Consider the following 20210-nt stretch of genomic DNA (forward strand, 5'->3'; position numbering starts at 1 on the left):
TGAAATATGACTCAGATGGACAAAGACACGGCTGAGACATCGTTTGATGAAGAGGATGCGTCAGCCGAGATGGAAAGCGAAGTGCTTGAATTCTCCCGTGACGGGATCTGGTCTGGCTTCGTCACCTGCGCCCCCGTTGCCCTCGGAGTTGGTGCCTATGGCCTCGTATTTGGTGTTCTCGCGCGCGAAGCCGGCCTGAGCGTCATAACGGCCGTCACAATGAGTGCTACCGTGTTGGCAGGGGCAGCACAACTCATCGCTGTTGGGCTCTGGGACTGGCCGATTCCTGTCGTCGCTGTCGTCGGCACGACTCTGGTGGTAAACCTCCGGTATCTCCTGATGGGTGCCTCATTGCGTCCGTGGTTTACTCGGCTGTCGTCTCGACAAGCGTATACGAGCCTCTTCTTTATGGCCGACGAGAACTGGGCCCTCACGATCAAGGATCTCCGTGCCGGCAACGAACGCGGAGCGTTTCTTTTGGGGAGTGGGCTGGCGATCTGGGTGTTCTGGGTCGTCGCTACTGCTATCGGGGCAGTCGCTGGAGGTCGCATCGGTAACCCAGAGACCTATGGGTTGGATTTTGTCCTAACGGCCATCTTTCTCTCCCTCCTCGTTGGGTTCTGGGAAGGACGAACCTCCTTAGCTCCGTGGATCGCAGCTGCCGTCGTCGCAGTCGTCGTTGAAGCTGTCCTTCCCGGCCGTTGGTATATCCTGGCTGGGGGGCTTGCCGCAAGTTTAGCGGAGGTGACGCGCAATGTTCGATGAGGTGTCACTGACTGCGTTGGCAGTCGTGTGTGGGATGAGCCTCGTCACGTACTCGACCAAGGCCGGTGGGTTCTGGGCACTAGACCGAATCGAGCCTTCCGACTCAGTTCGAGAGGCGCTTGACGCCCTTCCAGGAGGAATCATCATCGCGATCCTTACCGTTCGGTTACTGAATGGTGGACCTATTGAGTGGGCTGCTGGAATCGTCGTCGTCCTCGTCGCTCACCGAACTGAGAACGTCTTGCTAGCAATGGCAGCTGGCATTGTCACGCTGCTAGTCATTCGCGGAACAGGTTCAGGGATCGTGTAGCGCCTCCAATCACGGAAACGTCACCTTGGCTGTGTGCCCCTCTATTTCTGGGGTGGTATAATACAGGAAACCAGGTATAGTATAATATTCCTGAAATATACTTACCAAAGGTCTGTACTCCTTCCTGCAACAATGCCAGCGTCGTATTGGAATTTCAACCGGGTGTCGCAGTCGTGGACGCCGAGTGAATAAGAGTCAAAGTATGCTTTCGATGTTTCACAAAAATACGGTCCTCTTTCTGGCGTATGGGCTCCTTGGTGCGGCCCCCTTTGTTGGGGCAGTTGCGGGATTATCCTTCTTTCCGCCGGTACTGTTCGCCGCATTCCGAATTGACGTCGGAGCTGTGTTACTCCTCCTGTTGGTAGCGGTTAGAGGCGACTATTGGCATCCGAAAACGACTGAAGATATTGCTGGAGTGCTCGTGACCGGAATTCTCACGCTGGGAGGAAATATCGCACTAGTATTCGCTGGTCAACAGTATATCACGAGTGCTACTGGATCGGTGATTTACAGTCTTGCACCTTTGCTCACCGCCGTATTCGCGTATATTTTATTGCCATCCGAACGACTCAGTCTTCTGGGTGGTGTTGGAATCGTTCTTGGGTTCGTCGGTGCAGGTATCGTTACGAATCCGGATCCGTCCAATTTAACGACCGTGACGAACCGCGGAGTCGGGCTAGTGTTCTTGAGTGTACTGTCTTTCGGATTAGGAAACGTGATTACACGACGCATAGATCCCGATCTGCCAAGTCTCACACTCACGACTTGGGGGTTAGTAGTCGCAGCCGTGTTCGTCCACAGTGTGAGCGTCCTGCGTGGTGAATCCGTTAGTCAGTCCGAATGGACGATACAAGCGGTGCTCTCGTTGATTGGAGTTGGGGTTATTGGGACTGCTGTACTGTACCGAGTCCATTTCGAGCTGCTTACTGAGATTGGAGCAACGAGAACGAACCTCGCATATTACGCCCATCCAGTTTCGACCGCCGTTGCAGGATATCTAATCCTCGACGAGCGGATCACGGTCTTCACAATTACTGGGTTAGTTGTGATCTTTGCAGGATTCGTGCTCATTGAGTGGGAAAGAATACAGTCTGTAATTCCACGGTCTTTTCACCGATATTTGTGACCTTCTGGGTAGCACGTAACAGCTGAGCAAGCATAGGAAATTCAACAATCCATTTTATATAATATTTTATATATTTATTGGATCCGGTCAAGGCCCTACAAACTCTATTATTCCCATATCTATGTCCAGGTTCGGTTTAGGAAACCTGGTATAGTATAATTTGCCTGAAATATAATTGTCGTAAGGCCATATCTCCTCGTGCAACGATGTCACCAAACGACATTCGATCTACGACGAGTGGAAGCGCACAGACCTACAGAAAGCTGCTTAGCCGCAGTTCATCGAGAGGTGACGCCTGATGGTGTTCGATTCGGCGCTGTCTGAGACGGCATTCCTGCTCAGTCGAGTGCTCTTTGCACTCGTCATCGGCTACCTCGCGCTGGGAAACCTGCTTGACCTCGAGTCGGCGGTGGGGTACGCCAAGAGTAAGGGTACGCCGCTGGCCTCGGTCACCGTTCCACTGGGAAGCCTCGGGCTGATCGCCGGCGCGCTCGCAGTACTCATAGGTGTCTACCCCGTCCTCGGTTCACTGGCAGTGGTCGTCTTCCTCGTTCCGATTACGGCCATTATGCACGACTTTTGGACTTTGGAAGGTCAGGATCGACAGAACGAACAGATCCATTTCCTGAAAAACATCGGCCTGATCGGGGCTGCACTAGGCTATCTAGCGCTGGCCTCTGTCACCTGGCCGCTGGCAGTCGGCATCGGGCTCTGATAACCGATGGGAGCAACCGAGACGTCGCCGAGTACTGAGCGATCAGTAGGTGTTCCCTGGCGTTCGCCAGTCTTGGTCGCCATCCTCGCGGCGACACTGATGGCGCCTATGGACGTGCCGCTAATCAGCGCGGTGCTTCCCGAAATCCAGTCGGTATTTGGAGTCACCGAGTCTCGCGCTGGCCTGTTCATCACACTATATGCGCTCCCAGGGATACTGCTCGCTCCGGTTATTGGCGCACTCGCCGACCGCCTCGGTCGGCGGTACGTCCTTTCAGTAGCCCTTGCCATCTTTGGGATCGCCGGTACTGCCATTGCGTTCACAGACGATTTCGCAGTGGCGCTCGGTCTGCGCGTTTTTCAAGGGTTCGCCGCCGGGAGTATCCTCGCAGCACTTGCGATGACCGCGGTCGGCGATCGATACTCTGGCCAGCAACACGACTCCGTCATGGGTGTTACGTCAGCTATGCTGTCGCTTGGGACCGCGGCCTACCCGGTGATCGGAGGGTATCTCGCAGCCCGCGCCTGGAATGCACCGTTCCTTATGTATGCGTTCACGCTGCCGGTTGCGGGACTGGTTCTGTTGGCGTTCGACGATATCGAGAGGGCACCTGATAGCAAGGGTAGTGGCTACATCCGTGAGGCACTCAACCTCATCCCAACCCGCCGAGCCATCACGCTGTACGGCATTATGTTCGTCTCCTTTACCCTCCTCTTCGGTGGATTATACACCGCTCTGCCGTTCTACCTCGCTGATGCGTTCGGCTTTACACCCAGTACAGTAGGACTCGTTACCAGCACTGTCTTACTAGCTACAGCTGTTGTCTCAACGCAGAACGGAACGCTGGCTGCAAGAGCTTCGACGACGATACTGCTCACCATCGGGTTTGCCCTGTACGCACTCGGCTTTCTCGGCGTCGCCCTCGCAAGTACTCCCCTGCTGCTAATCGCCGGACTGCTCGTATTCGGTGTTGGCAGTGGTCTCGTCACCCCCACGCTCTTCGCTAGGATTAGTGTCTTAGCTCCAGATGAGGTTCGTGGCGGCGTGATGAGTCTCCAGACAACGACGATCGGAATCAGTCAAGCTGTTGGTCCAGCAGTGTTCACGCTTCTTGGCGGCGCAATCGGCTACCAGGGCACGCTCCTTTCTGGAAGTGTTGGAGCAGCTCTGGCAGCTGTGCTACTGAGTATCCTCACATCCAGGTCTTGACAGTCAATATTTATACTGGACTGTGAGGATGCAACGCCTATGGCCAGTGAACAGTCTGACAGAACTCAGGTCGCAACCGACGCTGAATCAGCGTTTATGACCCTGAGCCACGATCTTCGATTAGAAATTCTGCTCGCACTCTGGGATGCACCAGGGTTTTCATTATCCTTCTCCGAGCTTCGGAAGGCAGTAGGGGAACGCGATTCAGGCAGCTTTACGTACCATCTCTCGGAGCTACAGGATCAATTCGTCGCGAAAACCGACGATGGCTACGAATTGCAGTACCCCGGGCACCGCGTTCTCGATGCAATTCAGAGTGGTGTCTTTCACGATCAGGTCACAGTCGGACCGGTCGGGTTAGACGATGATTGCCGAGAGTGCGGGGAGCAACTGACCTTCGAATACGATACCGATTACATCGCCCGGATTCGCTGTTCTGACTGTGGGAATCGGGCGCTAGAGTGGCCGTTCGATCCCGGTGGTATTGCCGAGCGCGATAGCGACGCCATCGTTGCGGCCTTTGACCGGCGGACGAAACTCATCTGGTCGTGCGCCCTCGATGGTATCTGCCCGTTCTGTGCTGGCCAAATCAACCGCGAGTTGACTAGCCGCGTCCACGAGCAGGGAGCCTGCATCGGTGTTATCGAACAACTCGACCGGTACGACGAGTACTTCGCCCGCGATCATCCTGCGGTCGTGGCAGTTGACTGCGAGCGATGTAGTTTCTACAGCTTCATTCCAGTCGGCGTCGTCTTACTGACGCGTCCGGCAGTCACTGGCAAACTTTATGACGTCGATATCGATTCTCGAGAGACGCCGCTGTGGGATCTCGGGTTTGTCGTTGACTCCGATTCAGTCACTGTCCTGCAAACAGACCCTATGTGTGTCGAGGTTTCTATTCCGGATGCGACGGAGTCGTTAGCAGTTACTATCGATGAGTCGTTCACCGTCACCGTCGAGGATTGACGATATATAATATTAATTACTGGAATGTATTCCACCGAGCGCTTAACAGGGTTTAGTGTGTGTGATTTGGCAAGGTATGGACGTGAACGGCACCAAACATATAGTCGCACTATGTGGAAGTCAGCGGGACGGAAGTCGTACTCGTCACGCACTCGAACAAGCTCTGGGAGCAGCCGAGACAAAGGGCGCCACGACCGATCTCGTGGACCTCAGCACATTAGACCTGCCAGTCTTCGATCCAGATCAGAGTGATACCGGGGATGCGAAAAAACTCCGCCAACTCGTGAGAAGTGCTGACGGCGTGTTACTGGGGTCTCCAGTGTACCACGGGTCGTACTCGTCAGTCCTGAAGACTGCAATCGATTACTGTGGGTTCGACGAGTTTGAGGAAACGACGGTCGGCCTCCTGGTCGTCGCCGGCGGAGGGTTCCCGACACCCGCGCTGGAGCATCTTCGATCGGTTGCCCGCTCACTCAACGCCTGGGTACTCCCCCACCAGGTCGCAATCCCAAATGCCCACAGCACCTTCGAGGCCGGAGAGTTAACCGACGAAGCGCTGGTTCAGCGAGTTGAGGCGCTTGGAACTGAGATCGTCGATTACGCAGGCGTCGAATCGTACCCCGAGAGCACTACTGCCTGTGCTGTCCCCACGGCCGATTAACTATGTCCGCTGAAACTGAATCCCGACAGAACGAGATCGAGAAACAGAACGCATCCGCCTGTCCAGTCATCCAAGCCATCGAACAGATCGGAACTCCCTGGCGGATGAACATCATCTACGCCCTCAGAGAGGGGGAGAAACGGTTCAACGAACTCAAGCGAGCGACCGGAGCACGCTCGAAGACCCTCTCCGACGCGCTCGACGAACTGGTGGACAACGACATCGTCGCTCGACGTATGGAGGAAGACGCCCCGGTCGCGGTCTACTACGGTCTCACAGCAAAAGGAGAGGATCTCCTTGACGTGTTAGCAGACCTGGATGAATGGGCCCAAGATTGGGGCGAAGAAGTCCCCGAAGGACCGAATCACCGTATCCACGAGGCCTGAAACAGATTATCAGAATGATACAAGAGCAACTATTTGGAGTTCATCACTACCTCAGCAGGGGCGGTCCGGACATATCGCTATCGGGAAGAGGAACGTTCCAATCGATTCGACCGATAGCACGACTTCACTTTGTTAAAACCGCTGTCAGAAACCGGGTTCTGACGCAGAACAGCCCCGAATCCTTGGTGGAGCGCTGTTACTCTCTATGACGATCATAACTGGCCGGCCGCTTGGTAACGACGGTAAACCGGCTGACGGCCCCGCATTAGAATTGGAGGCTGACGGCCCCGCGACACGATTACTTCGAGAGTCCCCGTATCCATTAGCGTCGAGTCCCGCTGCGGAACTTTGGTCCGTAATTACGCGATATCCCGAGCGAGATGGATCTTCAGATCCCGCGATGATCGTCTGGGCCAGTCCCGACAGCATGGAACTGCCGCCGCATGTTCACCTCTACGATTCTGAGTACTTCCGCACACTGCGCGGGGAAGTAACGCTAGTCGTAGACGATGAGCGCCACCATCTCAGTCCGGGTGAGGACATCACTATAGATCCCGGTCAACGACACTACTTCCGAAATAACACCGACGACTACGTCGCATTTTACACAGAAACACCTTGGATCCGTACAATCGAGGTGCAGTTCACTTTCTTCGGAATGGACCACGATGGCGTTTTTTCACGTGATGATTCGTATTCTGAGCCAGATCTCTTCCAGGGACTTCTGATGTCCGAATATCTCCACGAGAGAACACGAATTGCTTCGATTCCGTTCTCAGTTCAGCGATTTCTCTGGGGGACCTTTGGTCGCTTCGCCAAAATGACCGGACGAGAAGCAGTCGATACGGCATATCTTAGCGACGAATTCTGGAACGAGACCGTCGAACAACCAGCGTTCTAACATCCATAAAATGACTCCCCGAAGTACCAAATATGTCAAATAAGTTCAAATCACGCGGTATTACGATGGAGATAGGTGATTCATTCCAATGAAATTCCAACTTACCGAAGAGCAACAGCGACTCCGAGATGAAGTCCGCCAGTACGCACAGGACGAAATCAGACCGCAGGCGATTGAACTGGACCAAGCTGAGGAACATCCGACCGAGATCCTCAATGAGCTAAGTGACCGTGGATACACTGGGATCACCATCCCAGAAACGTACGGTGGAATGGGTGAAGGGATGGTTGAACTCGCGCTGATAATCGAGGAACTCGCTGCGGCACTAATGCCCGTCGCAGGTGCAGTGGCCTTACATCTCGGCGTGGCAGAGGCCATCCAGCGGTTTGGAACCGACGAACAACGTGATACGTACCTGCCGTCGATGGCTTCCTACGACACTGTCGGTGTCCTCGGAATGAGTGAGCAGAACGCCGGGAGTAACAAATTGGAAATGGAGACGACCGCCAAGCGGGAAGGCGACGAGTGGGTTCTGAACGGACACAAGCAGTGGCTCACCAACTTTCAAGGCGGCGATTACGTCCTCACGTATGCGAAGACCGGCCCAGAGAGTGAACGTCCACACAATATCACCGCGTTCCTCGTGTCCACCGATAGGTTCGACGTGGAGAAAGTCTGGGATACGCTTGGCTCTCAGACGGTAAAATCACCGAGAGGGGTCCTCAGGGATGTTCGCGTTCCGGATCGACAAAGGGTCGGAGAGGTGGGAGAGGCATACGTCCAGCGCGCGAAGCTCCAGACGGGAGTGAACGTGCCCGCTCGTGGCGTCGGCCTCGCACGCGCCGCACTCGATGACACCGTCGCGTACACCAGTCAACGAGAGCAGTTCGACCACCCCATCGGTGACTTCCAGGGCGTCAAGTGGAAAGTTGGCGAGATGGCTCAGCGGGTAGATACCGCACGACTGCTGACGTTGCGCGCAGCAGATCGTGCTGACCGGGGGTATGACACGACCCGAGAGTTCAGCATGGCGAAGGTGTCTGCGACACAGGCAGCCGTAGACAACGCCAACGAAGCCATGCAACTTCACGGCGGCATCGGCTACACAACGGAAACACACGTGGAACGGTATCTCCGAGACGCTCGCCTGCTGACGATTGCTGGCGGACCCAACGAAGGACACAAAGACACAGTCGCTGAGTCTGTGTACGCCGATCATCCAAGGTGGGACTCGAATTATGACCGAGACATTTGAATTCGCAACTGAGGCAGTTCATCGAGGTGAAACAGATGGTGAACAACAGTATCTCACGGGAGACGTAGTTTCACCGATTCACTTGGCTACACACCACGAAATGGAGGCACCTGGAGAGACAAAAAACGGATACAAGTATGCTCGATTCGGGAACCCGACCCGGGACGCACTGGAATCGCGGCTCGCTCGCCTCACAAGTGGATCAGAAGCTATCGCATTCAACTCCGGGACAGCAGCAATAACGACGGCCGCCCTCACGCTCTGTGATCCGGGTGATCACCTCGTAGCGTTCGATGGTGTGTATGGCGGCACGAGGCTGCTTCTTGAAGACTTATTCAGGGACGTATTAGGCGTCGAAGTGGAATACGTGGACGCTAGAAGCACTGAGACCGTCGAAGAACACGTCAGAGCAGATACCGCCCTCTTCTGGATGGAATCTCCGACGAATCCGCTGTTGAAGCTGTGTGATATCTCCGAACTGGCCGACGTGGCTGATGCGCATAACATCCCACTCTGTGTGGACAACACGTTTGCGACACCGTATTTGCAGCAACCACTAGACTTGGGTGCCGACGTCGTCATTCATAGCACAACAAAGTACCTGAACGGTCACAGTGACTCGACAGGTGGTGCTGTCGCCACGAACGATCCGGCGATAGCAGACAGGGTTTCGACGCTGCAAGAATACGTCTTCGGGAACGCATTATCGCCGTTCGACGCGTATCTCGTGCTACGAGGGACGAAGACGCTTCCACTCAGGATGGAGCAACACGAAACGAACGCTCAGGCAATCGCGGAGTTCCTCGTTGACCACCCCAAAGTCCAGGGGGTCCACTATCCGGGACTCGAATCGCATCCCCAACACGAGCTCGCCAGACAACAAATGGACGGATTCGGGGGAATCGTCTCGTTCGAATTAGACGCTTCGGAAGCTGAAACCAGAGCCTTCATCGAGGAATTAGAGGTATTCACTGTCGCTGTGAGTCTCGGCGGGGTGGAATCCCTCGTTGACCATCCGTGGACGATGTCTGCATCATTTATTTCACCGGAAGAACGGCGTGCTGCGGGGATTTCCGACTCGTTAGTTCGAATGCCGATAGGTATTGAGGATAGTCAGGATCTGATTCAAGATATCGAGCAAGCGCTTTCCCTGTTATAGCCTTGGATATCGTCTGCGTACAGACAAGATGGTTTCACCATCTCGAATATCGAACCGCCAGGCCAGGTGCGAAGGGGTTCGCTACCCAGTCGTAGACGGGCGCGTAGAGTCCGTATCGAATCCGGTTCCACCAGTTCGACGACTGCTCCTCGTCCGTTCGCTTATTTTCCTCTTCCCCGGAGGTTTCATACTGGATTATAATGTTGACTCCATTCGCACGCTTTTGGCTTGCGTTCCGATGTTGGCCATACAACGCGGAGATGTGTAGCCACAACGATGGCAGTACTGCCAGCGATAGTGGAGACCCCGATAAGGAGAGAAACAGTGGCGGTCTGTGGTCCCTATGGCAGCACGACGAATTCGGGTCATAAACCTGCCCACGTCACTGGGAGCAAGGACGAGGGTGAGTTCTCCCGTTGGTTCAGGTGCGATGTGTAACGCAAACACTGATTCGACGACAACCGACGCGGCCGATACCTGCTGCAGTAGCAACGCACAGAAGACGAACGGCGATCGAGTCAAGACCCACTGGCTCGATGGCCCCGACCTGCTGGACCAGCCACTTCCCGACGACCTGCAATCGGCGCTCGGACGACTCTTCGGTCGGGATTCCGTCGAGACGCTTGCCGAGTGGGCACGCGAGATTCGACAGCGTACGGGTGGTGGTTCGATCGATGTCGACCAGCTCTGTCATACCGACGACGAGACCGCCCACTGGGGCGACGTGGACGGCGAGCGCTTCCACTTCCAGTGTTTCTACGATGCGGTCATCCTGGCCGCGCTGGAAGATCGGGCGGTCGACATCCACACTGTCAGCCCACGGGGTGCGGTCGTCGAAGCCCGCGCCGTCGGGAGCGAGAAACTGTCGGTCACGCCGGAGACCGCCGTGTTCTCGCTGGGTATCGCGTCCGACGCTCATAAACAGTCCAGTGGGGACCCGACGCTGCAGGACAATTACGCTACCGTCTGTCCGTACGTCAAGGCCTTCCCAGACCGCGACGCATACAAGGCCTGGGCCGACGAAGTCCCTGCCGCGACTGTGGCTACGCCACTCGCCGGTGCAACGGCGTTCGCACGAGCACTGACTGACGAGCGGACACGAGACCAATAACAGAACCACGGACCGACGACGACGGCGCTCCACCAACGGCGACTGACGGTGCCGGCACGGACGAGTCACTACTCGCCGGCCACTCCCGCCACACCATCGCCGACGTTCGAGAGACCTACCGCGAACAGGCGGCGATGCTGGGTCGTATGGAGTGGCTCAACAGGCTGGTGACGCGACGCTATCGGCAGCCACACTTCCAGCAGGCCCGCGGGCGCGTCCTCGATGTGGCCTGTGGCACGGCGACCAACGCTCGGTACGTTCCAGACGCCACGGAGTACGTCGGCATCGACGTCAGCGTCGATATGCTCGAACAGGCTGCGGCGAACGTCGATTGGCTGACTCGCGGCGAAACCCTCCGGGAGATGGACGCACAGAATCTCGACTTCGAGGACGACAGTTTCGACACCGTCATCTCCTCGCTGTCGACGTGTACGTTCCCCGATCCCGTTGCGGCACTCTCGGAGATGGGGCGGGTCTGTGCCCCCGACGGCCAGATTCTGCTGTTAGAACACGGCCGCAGTAGCGTCGGTTCCATTGCCCGCTTTCAGGACTGGCGAGCCGACGCCCACTTCGAGAAGCACAGCTGTCGCTGGAACCAGGAACCCCTCGATGTCGTTGTCGAGTCGCCGCTGACAGTCGTCGAGTCATCCTCGGCCCTGCTGGGCATCATCACTGCCATCGAGGCGCGTCCAGAGTGAGCCGAGAGGGACTGCAGGCGATCACCTGATGCGCTTGACGACGACAGGAGCCGTCGGCGACTGCGCGTGGCCCGATACCTCGGCTGATACTGCCCAGTATACTGGGCACAAGGTTGTAGTCACTCGTCACTCGATGGAGACGTATGCGTGAAGCGAAAGTCAGCATCACGGACGGAGATCTCAGTGAGATGGGTATCGAGAAACTCTTCTCGCTGAGTCAGGAGGCAGGCCTCCGCAACTTCGAGGAACTGGCCTGTCGTGGGAGGGGAGCGGTCATCCAGGTCGAACTGGAGACGCGGTGTGACGAGACTGCGCTCGACGAGCTCGAGTACGTCAACAAGTGGAACCACGTGGCCGAACGCGATGACTCGCACGTCTACGTCATCTCCTTTACCGCGCCGGACCTGCCGGAGAGTCTCGAAGAGACGGCCGGGGATCTCGTGGGGACCTGTGACCCCGACGTAGACGAACGTGGAGCGACGATGTCCCTTGTCGGCCCGCATAAGGCGGTTTCTGGGCAACTCAACGAGTACGAAGATGCCGGAATCTCGCCGACCCTCCAGCGCATCGGGGGCTACGACGGTCCCGACTACCCGTTGGACGACCTGACCGCGCGCCAGCGCGAGGTTATCCAGACGGCCTGGGAGATGGGCTACTACGAAGTCCCCAAGGCGGTCTCTGCCAAGGAGATTGCGACCGAGCTGGAGCTCGATTCTTCAACGGTCAACGAACACCTCCAGCGTGCCGAGCGGAATCTGCTAGGACAGCTGCTTTGAGTTTCCAATGTCGCTTTTCGCTGAGTGGGTCGCCACCGCGGAGCGAGAGTGCTCCTCATAGTAGGTCTTAATCGTCTGTGATCGCCCAGTACGGACGCTTGTGGCATCAAACGCTTTTCGGCCCACTGTACAGAATTTTTAACCAACACTTCCCTGGAAGAATCGCAGTGTTGGTTAGAATCAAGTCAGAACAGACGAGAACCACGCTCTGTAAACAAACCCAAGGCCTCGCCCGCGAATACACGAATAATGACAGCCACAAATCCCACACCAACCATCCGCCGAGCCTCGGAGATCACCTACGACACCGTCGAGTTGGCCGAAGGTCTCCAGAAAGGCGTCTTGCTGGGTGATGAGGATGGGACGCCGAATTTCAATATGCGACGGTTCATCCTCGAGCCAGGGGCACGCGTCCCCCGACACACCAACGAGGTCGAACACGAACAGTTCGTCATCGAGGGCGAATACCAGATCGGAATCGACGAGGAGATCCACACCGTTTCGGCAGGTGATTCACTTCTGATCCCAGCGGGTGTCGAACACTGGTATCGAAACGACAGCGACGACCGCGGGTCGTTTCTCTGTGTCGTGCCGAAGGGAGCCGATCAGATCACCATCCGTGAGTAAGTCCCAGCACTGACTGTCCGAGTGAAAGTATCAGCTCGTACTCTCAGTCGAAGTCGCGGTCGAGGATGACTCAGATACGACGGTGACGGTCACACTTGATTTCTCCGTCGGCGTCCGGACGCCATACTCCAGTTCCTGTCCCGGATCCGCGTCGTCACTACTCGCCGAAACTGTGGCGTCGCCGGATTCGCCAAGATCGAGCACGATGTCGAACCCCTTCGGCCGGTACAGCGGATACGAGAAGTTCACCGCGCCACGGAACGTTCCGGGGCCGTCGCCGACGTTCTCGGCAGACACCGTAATGTCGAAGGTCTCGTTGGGCGCGACCGTCTCGGGGGCGCTCACAGTCCACTCCCACGCGGGCGGCGGTGCCGTTGCCTTCTCGGTGTTGAGCTCCCATTCCCACGAGTCAGTATCGCGTTCTAGCCGCAGTGATGGGGCTGTGTCGAGGTGCGCCGGCACATCGAACAGTACCCATCCCTGTGGGTCGCCATCCTGTTGGTCGGGGCGATACGGTTCTCCAGAGACATCGAGGCCGACCGGGTAGTTGTGCTCGATCGCGACCGGGTCGAAGGTTTCGCCAGTAGTGACGAGTGTGAATGTATCCCGCCCGGGGGTCGGGTCCGCGTCGCGGGCGTCCACAGTGACGAACACGAACTGCCCATCTGCGGTTCGGATCGCGTTCCAATCCACGTTCTGGATATGCCGATAGGCGTACTGGACGGTCGCCGCCTCGATGGTCACCGCAGGACGTGAGGTCGTACTGGATGCTGTTGTCCCCGTTTCGGTTGTCGACGCAGTCGTCGAGTCGGGCGAGTGACCGAGACAGCCAGCGAGCCCGGTGGCCGCGAGTGTCGTAATATACGCTCGCCTGGAGGGCATCACACAGGCATTCACCCATTCGTGTAAATGCTTTCTGCCGTCAAACCAGGACGTACCCTGTCTGTACGTGTAGTTGCTGTCGTCCTCGAGATCAAACTGCGAGGCTGCTCGCACCTGTCGTTCGCTGATGATCTCCAGCAGAATAGAGAGACACACCTCTATCGATGTGTTCAGCGACAGTTAGTGCAACCCCCTTTGATCGCGAAGGCCATCGGATACGAGCGGGACGGCAGGTATCTTGAACGGACAGACACCCCTCTATCGATGTGTTCAGAGGAAACGAGAACCCTATGAATAAATGCATAAAGGAGGCTCAGGCGGAGGAGTCAGGAAAGTCGAAAATACGGTGAGAAATAATGGTTTAGTGTGAGAGGAGCCGATTCCACATAGACGAATACGCTGCGGTGTTGGGGCATAACGGATATCGACTGAACACATCGAACACATCGATAGAGGTGTGTGTGTGTGTGTTTGTATATAGAAAGAGAAGAATAAGAAGAAAAGATCCCGAATTACCCCATAGACGGTTGTATCCGCGTGATTCTTAATTATCGTATCGTCGGCTAGAACGCGTGTATTTCACCTCGATCGAGGATCCGTTATAATCCGAAAGCAACCCCCCTTGGGTATCCATCGAACACATCGATAGAGGGGTGTGTCTCTTGCTGCACCCTGCTCAGCAGTGAACACTTCGTTGTCCGTTTCAGAAAATCAGATCAAATGTCTCTCTTTACTACTGAAAGACCCGATTTAACCACCTGTACCAACAAAATACACTTCGATAAGGGTGGGGGAACATTTTTGTCCTCCGGTTGTATGGTCGTCACTATGAGGACTCACGATTCTGATGGCTCCACGCCAGACTCGGACCCATCGGAAAATGAGACCACGACGGACGCGGATCTCGTATCTAACTCCTCAGAAACTGTGCCTTCGCAATCGACAGAGCAATCGTCATCTCGCCAATCTGCCGATTTTGACCAGACGACGGAGTCACAATCCATCGAGGAGATGCTTCTTGAGTTCGACGAGCAGGATGGCCTCATCCGTGATCGGTCACTCCTCGACCCAAACTACATCGTTTCGGAGGACCGCATTGTCGGTCGCGACGAACAACTTCAGGAAGTCACGAAAATGCTTCGCGTTGCACTCGGCGACAACCGTCCCCCAAACCTGTTTCTGTACGGTCCCTCCGGGACGGGGAAGTCGCTCATTACGAAAGCCGTCTGCAAAAACATTAGTCGCATCTGTGACTCACGAGATATCAAGTTTGGTACGATCGAAGTCAACTGCCAGGATCTCGATACGCTCGGCGTCGCGGTCTATGAACTCGCACAGCAAGCCGCAGACGAAGCCGGGGTCGACGTCGAAGTTCCGAAACACGGGGTCGCAACGAAAGAGAAGTGGGACGAACTCTACCGCATCGTCAACGAGAACTTCGATTCCGTCGTGTTCGTCCTTGACGAACTGGATATGCTCGTTGGCCGCCGGGACAAACAGGAGCCTGCGTTCTCCCGGCTGCTCTACCAGCTCTCCCGAGCCGGTGCCGCTGACGACCTGACTGCGTATCTCTCTGTGGTTGCGATTTCGAACGACACAAAGATGATGGAGTCCGTCGGCAGTCGTGCACTAAGCTCGTTCACGCCTGAAGATGTCCATTTCGATGACTACGATGCGAACCAACTTCAGGCCATCCTCCGCCGCCGCCAGGATGCCTTCCACGACGGTGTCGTCGAAGATGACGTCATCCCGCTGGCAGCGGCGTTCGCTGCACAAACCCACGGTGACGCACGGAAAGCGATCGACTTGATGCGTGTCGCCGGTGAACTCGCTGAGCGGGAAGGCGACGATCGTGTTCGCGAAGAACACGTCCGACAGGCCCAAGATAAAGTCGAAAAGAACCGCGTTCTCGAGGTTGTCCGTGGGATTAGCACACAAAAGAAACTCTGTTTGTACGCGACGGCGGCTGTTGCGTCCGAAACGAAAGACGGCACTGCGCGGAGCACGTCCGGATATCGAGTATATCAGTATCTGACCGACTCGATCGATGCAGACCAGTACCAACAGGAGTCGTACGTCAACAAGATGAAAGAGCTGACGACGTACTCCTTGGTCGATTTCGAGCGCCGGAGCCACGGGCCGAGCTCGGGGATGTTCCTCGAGTTCCAGTTCGGTGAACGTCCGGAGACGATTTTGGACACGCTACGTGAGGATTCCCGGCTCAAAATGGTCTCCGACGACGAAGTGACGTCGGTTGTGAGAGCACAACTGCGAAACGAAACCTGACTGGGATTCACACTTTTTGATGGTGGACTTGTCGTGCCCTCCCCTCTATCGATGTGTATCCGGGAGAGATCCACATACACTCTGATAAGGGTCTCTCCTTCCTGAATTGTGATTGAGGCGATGATTTCAGGTCAGCTAACTCCACACACCTCTATCGATCTGTATTTTGCCGGGATAGACGCTGAAATAGCTGAAAATCACAGAGGTCTCATATCTCTATCTCTGATTTTTCTGTAGTGTCTGCACGCGTGACTTGTTGTTTAAGCTGATCTACAGGTATATACTGATCACACACCTCTATCGATGTGTTTCCTCCACTGCATCGACGATACACACCTTTATTGATGTGTTACAGGGGCTACTCGTCTGGGTTGACCGGCCCTTTATATTTTGACGTCACTGTGTCGCCTTCCCGCCACTGCCAGTAGTAGTAGCGGTTGTCGTTAATCTCCTTGATCGTGATCGTGGCCTTCGCCGGGACGTCGTCCGGGAGGTCATCGGGGCGCTCCTCCACGTCGGCGTCATCCACCTCCTCCTCGAGACGAGCTTCCCGATCTTCGTGTTCGGCCAACGCCTCGGCGTAGCTGGCAACGTCCCGAAGATGCTCCGGTGTGGCTTCATTGAGCGCGTTGACTATCTCTGTCGGGAGGTTCGCCGGTGGGATCGGGGGTTCGTAGGACATCAGCTGCTTTCGTGTTAACCAACATAATCCGCTAATCCTTAGCCTTGTTGGTTAAGACGATGGAGACGACTTCCGTGCCTGCTGTCTGTAACCCTACTCGAAACTTCTCTATATACAAGTTTCGTACTATGTTACACCGTGCTCCGGGGTATCGTATTCGGGGTCCTCGCCACGGTCGACCGCGGCGACACGATCTCCGAGCTCGCGACGAAACTCGATCACAGCGAGAGCTACCTCTACCGTGCCATCGCTGACCTCGTCGAGAAGGGGCTCGTGTACACGGAACGTGACGGCCGCCGAAAACGAGTCGTCCCGTCGGATGCTCGCGCCGTCGAATTTTACCAGGATCTCGTCCGCCAGCACTCCCACATTGACTTCCCCGAGCTGCTGACCGGCAAGGCACTCGAGGTACTGTACTACCTCGACCAGCCGCGAACCATCTCCGAGATCGCCGACCGGAGCGACAACTACCGCAATACGGTCAACCGCGTCCTCAAGCGTTTTCGCGACCGTGGGCTCGTCGGGACGGACGACGGCCACTACAAGTTCAACGCCGACTTCGACCGCTTCCAAGCGTTCGCCCGTGAACTCGCACACCATCTTCATCGCCACCGCCTTGAAGCCGTTGCCCCCGAAGGGCACGATTCTCTGGGAGGACTACGACGAATTCCTCGCGCAGGCCGAGACGGAGATCGACGCCAGGAATTCCACGAAACCGGCCTCGCGCTGTTCGCGGCCTTCGACCTCCAGTTCCTGCTTACCGGACACTGTTACTACTTCTACTCTGAGGAACTTGACGCACTCTCGCCGGCGGTGTTCTGCTGTCACACGCTGCTCATCGACGACGGCAGCCGCCACCGCTCGTACTGTCTCCTCCTGCTCAGCCACGTCGACGTCGACGAGGCGGATCTCCGTGAGCGAGCGGGGAAGTATGGCCTCGAAGCCGAAATCGACGCCTTGCTCCGCTACCTCGAGACGCACGGAGATGTCGGCGACGACCGGCTCCCGGAGTGGGACGAGTTTCAGGAGCTGGCGGCTGGCTACGAGGTACGACTATCCTGAGACCGAACGTCGTCGCCAGCCGTTGTCCGCCAGCGTCAGTTCGGGTCATAGGGATTCGTCGCTGTATCGAGCCGATAGACATCCTCGACGGCGTCAAAATCGTCGTCAAACGCATACAGGTAGCCGAGCCCCTCGGTTTGCATATACGCGACAATGCAGGCATCGACGAAGGAGAGGGGTTCGTGTTGGCGAAAGAGGGCCTTTCCTGTCGCGAGGGCGTCAGTGGTGAGTGAGTCGATGTGGAAGCGGGCGTTTTCCTCGATGCGATCGAGGAGATCGACGGCTGCGTCGTGGCCGGCGTGGGTCGTGAGGTCGTTGAGCGTTTCTGCGAGCACGTAGTTGAGGACGACTGCCTCCGGGAGCGTTCCATTGTCGATGCCCTGGAGCACGGGAAGCGCGGCATCGTGGGATCCATCCCGCCGGTATGCGGCGGCAAAAAGGGCTGTCGTATCGATGAGTGCACGAGGCATTTACTCGATGTCGACGCCCCAGGCGTCGTGATCGCTCGTCACATCGGTTGTCTCCTCACCAGCGTAGCCGTCAAAATCGGCGAACGTGCCCGTTTGCTGTTGGATGACGTGGACCCGAATGCTCCCGTCGTCTTCGAGATGCCAACGGAGTTGATCACCATCGTCGATATCGAGTTCCCGCCGAATCCGGGCGGGAATATTCGCTTGGTTTCCAGACACCTTGCTTTCGGCGTCAATTCTGTCGCTGCTCATACCTCCCGGTATGTGGCCGACCGTGAAAAGCCTAGTGTGCCGCCACACTACTTTCAGTATATACGCTTATTCTGTATCCGGACGTGGGGCGTTCTCGTACTTGACCATCTTCTCGGGCTTGTCGGAAATGGTATCGTAGATCTGCTGGAGCGTCTCCTCAGCAGCGAGTAGGTTGTGCCCTTCCAGAAACTCTCGCCCCTCCTCGGTGAGCCCGTAGAACTTCCAGGGATAGCCCTGCCGTCGCTGGTCGTCGTCCAGAGCGACCCCCTTGACGATCCCGGCGTCGATGAGCTTCTGGATGTGTTTGTAGACAGTAGCATCGCTGACACTGGGATTGAGCTCCTCGAGCTCGTACATCGAGGACAACTGCTCGGGATGCTGGAGAAGTACGAGGGAAAGGTAGCGGGATGCGAGCGAAGAGCGGCCACCGGAGAATTAATTTCGAACGGAACCACGCGGACGAAGGCCCTAGACGATCTGTTTGACTGTTCCAACGACGACCTATTTCCGTATTCAAACATATCTTTTAAAGTCACTTATTGAGGTACGGGCACTACCTCAAACTGTAATGAGCGACACAACCAGTTCCGCGTCCTCATAAGAATAATACAGAAATGCGACGATTAGCCCCAGTAGGCACTGTCTAGTTAGCACAGTTTGAGGAACGAGCAGGTCGTTGAGGATCTAGTCCAGAGATGCTCGCAGACCTGCTCAACAAGGATTTAGACGGTGAATTAGATGAATGTTGGGAGCGTGAGCGGACGGCGACGCCCGTCAGGGCGTTCGCTGTCCAGTTTCACGCGACCGGATGTTCAATCAGAGAGACAACAACGATTCTTGCTGAATTAGGCGTTGAACGCTCACATCAAGCGGTTTGGCAGTGGGTACATCGGCTGGTTGACAGCGCTTTTGACCCGCCGTCGTTCCCGAGAGCAAAGCTCTCGTGAGCCAACCAGAACGCACAGCGTTCTAGTGACGGCGAAGCCGACGCGGATCGCTGTCGACGAGACCGCTGTCTGAGTCAACGGCAAGTTGTCTTGGGTATACGATGCAATAGACCTCGACTCAAAATTACTGCTTGACGTTGATCTCTTCGAACGGCGAGGAACTGATCCAGCAACTGAGTTTCTTGAGCACCTTATCGAGAAACACGATCTATCGGACACTGAGTCCCTAGTTGATGGCTACGGCTACCTGACTATCCTCTTTCGTGTCGGGTTGAGCGATCACCTGGACTACGTCGACCGAAACCTCGTCGACAAATGGTTTCATACTCTCAAAATGAGAATCGACCGCTTTCATCACTCGTGGGTCGGCAGTCGGTCTGCCGTCGCCCAGTGGCTTGCACAGTTTGCGTACTACTATATTTTTCAAAGACCGCATCAGACGCTAGATAATCGAACGCCAGCTGAAGCTGTTAACTAGACAGTGCTACCCCGGTAGTATTGGTGCCTATGACGGAAGACTTGGGAGTGGAATAAATATGATGAGAAGAACAGCCACTAGTGCAGCTATCGGTCCTAATCCAATCATATTGATGAGTGTCTTCCACAGTTGAAGCGTGTCTTCGGTCGCTGTTTAGTCATTATCGCCGCCTTATATGAGCCTTCTGCGCGGTTCGGTAGTCACACCCCGATAGTCGCTCGATGATGCGAGGGCCTTGTCGAGGTTGTGAACCAGACAGACGAGGGTCATCTCACGACACCGCTTCCAACACTTCCGTGAGCAGATGAACGCCCCGTACTTTCGTTTGAGGCCGGAGTTTACCGTCTCGTTTTGACTACGTTGACCGTAGAGGTCGGCGTCTAGCCGAGCATTCCACGCCTTGTGGAGTGACGAGAACTCTCGATGCTTGATAAATGGACTGCCCCCTCTTCACGGGCTAGCGTAAGTAGACTGTAAATTGATCTA

The 20210-nt window shown here is 56.1% G+C and carries 20 protein-coding genes and 4 pseudogenes; 18 read left to right on the plus strand and 6 right to left on the minus strand.

What is annotated here, in order from left to right; genetic code table 11:
* Positions 1-6: 6 nt before the first annotated feature.
* The 15 genes from DV707_RS16425 (at position 7) to DV707_RS16495 (ending at position 12665) form a co-directional block, all read left to right on the plus strand.
* Positions 7-765 (plus strand): AzlC family ABC transporter permease, encoded by a 759-nt coding sequence (locus DV707_RS16425; protein ID WP_394337413.1) that lies wholly within the window; start codon positions 7-9, stop codon positions 763-765.
* On the plus strand, positions 755-1075 hold the full coding sequence (locus tag DV707_RS16430) for an AzlD family protein (protein WP_103992638.1): 321 nt from the start codon (positions 755-757) through the stop codon (positions 1073-1075). The genes DV707_RS16425 and DV707_RS16430 overlap by 11 nt, the downstream gene beginning before the upstream one ends.
* Positions 1076-1277: 202 nt before the next feature.
* Positions 1278-2201, plus strand: coding sequence for a DMT family transporter (locus DV707_RS16435; protein ID WP_103992637.1), 924 nt, complete (start codon positions 1278-1280; stop codon positions 2199-2201).
* Positions 2202-2499: 298 nt separating this feature from the next.
* Positions 2500-2916 (plus strand): DoxX family protein, encoded by a 417-nt coding sequence (locus DV707_RS16440; RefSeq protein ID WP_103992636.1) that lies wholly within the window; start codon positions 2500-2502, stop codon positions 2914-2916.
* A 6-nt stretch (positions 2917-2922) separates the two neighbouring features.
* Positions 2923-4125 carry an MFS transporter gene (locus DV707_RS16445; RefSeq protein ID WP_103992635.1) on the plus strand — a complete coding sequence of 401 codons (1203 nt, stop codon included), beginning with the start codon at positions 2923-2925 and terminating at the stop codon, positions 4123-4125.
* 39 nt (positions 4126-4164) lie between these two features.
* The gene (locus DV707_RS16450) at positions 4165-5091 is read left to right on the plus strand and encodes a winged helix-turn-helix domain-containing protein (protein ID WP_136361914.1); all 927 of its coding nucleotides are present in this window, start codon (positions 4165-4167) and stop codon (positions 5089-5091) included.
* A gap of 76 nt (positions 5092-5167) precedes the next feature.
* Positions 5168-5752 carry an NADPH-dependent FMN reductase gene (locus DV707_RS16455; protein WP_103992729.1) on the plus strand — a complete coding sequence of 195 codons (585 nt, stop codon included), beginning with the start codon at positions 5168-5170 and terminating at the stop codon, positions 5750-5752.
* Between the two features lie 2 nt (positions 5753-5754).
* Positions 5755-6138 carry a winged helix-turn-helix transcriptional regulator gene (locus DV707_RS16460; protein ID WP_103992633.1) on the plus strand — a complete coding sequence of 128 codons (384 nt, stop codon included), beginning with the start codon at positions 5755-5757 and terminating at the stop codon, positions 6136-6138.
* A 400-nt stretch (positions 6139-6538) separates the two neighbouring features.
* Entirely contained in the window at positions 6539-7039 is a 501-nt protein-coding gene (locus DV707_RS16465) for a cupin domain-containing protein (protein ID WP_235010829.1), read from the plus strand.
* An 88-nt stretch (positions 7040-7127) separates the two neighbouring features.
* Entirely contained in the window at positions 7128-8294 is a 1167-nt protein-coding gene (locus tag DV707_RS16470) for an acyl-CoA dehydrogenase family protein (protein WP_103992631.1), read from the plus strand.
* The gene (locus DV707_RS16475; RefSeq protein WP_103992630.1) at positions 8278-9453 is read left to right on the plus strand and encodes a trans-sulfuration enzyme family protein; all 1176 of its coding nucleotides are present in this window, start codon (positions 8278-8280) and stop codon (positions 9451-9453) included. Before DV707_RS16470 ends, DV707_RS16475 begins: the two co-directional genes overlap by 17 nt.
* A gap of 343 nt (positions 9454-9796) precedes the next feature.
* Positions 9797-10564: an organomercurial lyase gene (merB, locus tag DV707_RS16480; RefSeq protein ID WP_200820935.1), complete on the plus strand. Its 768-nt coding sequence runs from the start codon at positions 9797-9799 to the stop codon at positions 10562-10564.
* A gap of 134 nt (positions 10565-10698) precedes the next feature.
* Positions 10699-11262, plus strand: a complete 564-nt coding sequence (locus tag DV707_RS16485; RefSeq protein WP_103992628.1) for a class I SAM-dependent methyltransferase — start codon at positions 10699-10701, stop codon at positions 11260-11262.
* Between the two features lie 143 nt (positions 11263-11405).
* Positions 11406-12038 (plus strand): helix-turn-helix domain-containing protein, encoded by a 633-nt coding sequence (locus DV707_RS16490; protein ID WP_103992627.1) that lies wholly within the window; start codon positions 11406-11408, stop codon positions 12036-12038.
* A 249-nt stretch (positions 12039-12287) separates the two neighbouring features.
* Positions 12288-12665, plus strand: coding sequence for a cupin domain-containing protein (locus DV707_RS16495; protein ID WP_103992626.1), 378 nt, complete (start codon positions 12288-12290; stop codon positions 12663-12665).
* A gap of 30 nt (positions 12666-12695) precedes the next feature.
* On the opposite strand, the gene DV707_RS16500 is transcribed toward DV707_RS16495, so the two are convergent.
* Complete coding sequence (locus tag DV707_RS16500) at positions 12696-13547, minus strand: hypothetical protein (protein ID WP_136361915.1); 852 nt, start codon at positions 13545-13547, stop codon at positions 12696-12698.
* Positions 13548-14375: 828 nt separating this feature from the next.
* On the opposite strand from DV707_RS16500, the gene DV707_RS16505 reads away from it, so the two are divergent.
* Positions 14376-15833, plus strand: a complete 1458-nt coding sequence (locus DV707_RS16505; RefSeq protein WP_103992728.1) for an orc1/cdc6 family replication initiation protein — start codon at positions 14376-14378, stop codon at positions 15831-15833.
* 358 nt (positions 15834-16191) lie between these two features.
* Here the strand turns inward: DV707_RS16505 and DV707_RS16510 are convergent, their stop codons facing one another.
* Positions 16192-16515 carry a hypothetical protein gene (locus tag DV707_RS16510; RefSeq protein WP_103992624.1) on the minus strand — a complete coding sequence of 108 codons (324 nt, stop codon included), beginning with the start codon at positions 16513-16515 and terminating at the stop codon, positions 16192-16194.
* A gap of 138 nt (positions 16516-16653) precedes the next feature.
* Between DV707_RS16510 and DV707_RS16515 the strand changes: the two are divergent.
* Positions 16654-17577: pseudogene (locus DV707_RS16515) on the plus strand (transcriptional regulator TrmB).
* 35 nt (positions 17578-17612) lie between these two features.
* Here the strand turns inward: DV707_RS16515 and DV707_RS16520 are convergent.
* The 3 genes and pseudogenes from DV707_RS16520 to DV707_RS16530 all read right to left on the minus strand — a co-directional run.
* On the minus strand, positions 17613-18047 hold the full coding sequence (locus DV707_RS16520) for a PIN domain-containing protein (protein WP_103992623.1): 435 nt from the start codon (positions 18045-18047) through the stop codon (positions 17613-17615).
* Positions 18048-18299: an AbrB/MazE/SpoVT family DNA-binding domain-containing protein gene (locus DV707_RS16525; RefSeq protein WP_103992622.1), complete on the minus strand. Its 252-nt coding sequence runs from the start codon at positions 18297-18299 to the stop codon at positions 18048-18050.
* A gap of 66 nt (positions 18300-18365) precedes the next feature.
* Positions 18366-18686: pseudogene (locus DV707_RS16530) on the minus strand (PadR family transcriptional regulator); the annotation flags it as partial.
* Between the two features lie 308 nt (positions 18687-18994).
* On the opposite strand from DV707_RS16530, the pseudogene DV707_RS16535 reads away from it, so the two are divergent.
* Positions 18995-19724 (plus strand): annotated as a pseudogene (locus DV707_RS16535) (IS6 family transposase).
* Positions 19725-19895: 171 nt separating this feature from the next.
* Here the strand turns inward: DV707_RS16535 and DV707_RS16540 are convergent.
* Positions 19896-20162, minus strand: a pseudogene (locus tag DV707_RS16540) (hypothetical protein); the annotation flags it as partial.
* Positions 20163-20210 lie beyond the last annotated feature (48 nt).

It is taken from the genome of Halobellus limi (assembly GCF_004799685.1).
Taxonomy (GTDB): domain Archaea; phylum Halobacteriota; class Halobacteria; order Halobacteriales; family Haloferacaceae; genus Haloquadratum; species Haloquadratum limi.

Coding starts and splice junctions, on each gene's coding strand:
- DV707_RS16425 (WP_394337413.1), top strand. CDS start 7: ATGACTCAGATGGACAAAGACACGGCTGAGACATCGTTTGATGAAGAG.
- DV707_RS16430 (WP_103992638.1), top strand. CDS start 755: ATGTTCGATGAGGTGTCACTGACTGCGTTGGCAGTCGTGTGTGGGATG.
- DV707_RS16435 (WP_103992637.1), top strand. CDS start 1,278: ATGCTTTCGATGTTTCACAAAAATACGGTCCTCTTTCTGGCGTATGGG.
- DV707_RS16440 (WP_103992636.1), top strand. CDS start 2,500: ATGGTGTTCGATTCGGCGCTGTCTGAGACGGCATTCCTGCTCAGTCGA.
- DV707_RS16445 (WP_103992635.1), top strand. CDS start 2,923: ATGGGAGCAACCGAGACGTCGCCGAGTACTGAGCGATCAGTAGGTGTT.
- DV707_RS16450 (WP_136361914.1), top strand. CDS start 4,165: ATGGCCAGTGAACAGTCTGACAGAACTCAGGTCGCAACCGACGCTGAA.
- DV707_RS16455 (WP_103992729.1), top strand. CDS start 5,168: ATGGACGTGAACGGCACCAAACATATAGTCGCACTATGTGGAAGTCAG.
- DV707_RS16460 (WP_103992633.1), top strand. CDS start 5,755: ATGTCCGCTGAAACTGAATCCCGACAGAACGAGATCGAGAAACAGAAC.
- DV707_RS16465 (WP_235010829.1), top strand. CDS start 6,539: ATGATCGTCTGGGCCAGTCCCGACAGCATGGAACTGCCGCCGCATGTT.
- DV707_RS16470 (WP_103992631.1), top strand. CDS start 7,128: ATGAAATTCCAACTTACCGAAGAGCAACAGCGACTCCGAGATGAAGTC.
- DV707_RS16475 (WP_103992630.1), top strand. CDS start 8,278: ATGACCGAGACATTTGAATTCGCAACTGAGGCAGTTCATCGAGGTGAA.
- merB (WP_200820935.1), top strand. CDS start 9,797: ATGGCAGCACGACGAATTCGGGTCATAAACCTGCCCACGTCACTGGGA.
- DV707_RS16485 (WP_103992628.1), top strand. CDS start 10,699: ATGCTGGGTCGTATGGAGTGGCTCAACAGGCTGGTGACGCGACGCTAT.
- DV707_RS16490 (WP_103992627.1), top strand. CDS start 11,406: ATGCGTGAAGCGAAAGTCAGCATCACGGACGGAGATCTCAGTGAGATG.
- DV707_RS16495 (WP_103992626.1), top strand. CDS start 12,288: ATGACAGCCACAAATCCCACACCAACCATCCGCCGAGCCTCGGAGATC.
- DV707_RS16500 (WP_136361915.1), bottom strand. CDS start 13,547: ATGCCCTCCAGGCGAGCGTATATTACGACACTCGCGGCCACCGGGCTC.
- DV707_RS16505 (WP_103992728.1), top strand. CDS start 14,376: ATGAGGACTCACGATTCTGATGGCTCCACGCCAGACTCGGACCCATCG.
- DV707_RS16510 (WP_103992624.1), bottom strand. CDS start 16,515: ATGTCCTACGAACCCCCGATCCCACCGGCGAACCTCCCGACAGAGATA.
- DV707_RS16520 (WP_103992623.1), bottom strand. CDS start 18,047: ATGCCTCGTGCACTCATCGATACGACAGCCCTTTTTGCCGCCGCATAC.
- DV707_RS16525 (WP_103992622.1), bottom strand. CDS start 18,299: ATGAGCAGCGACAGAATTGACGCCGAAAGCAAGGTGTCTGGAAACCAA.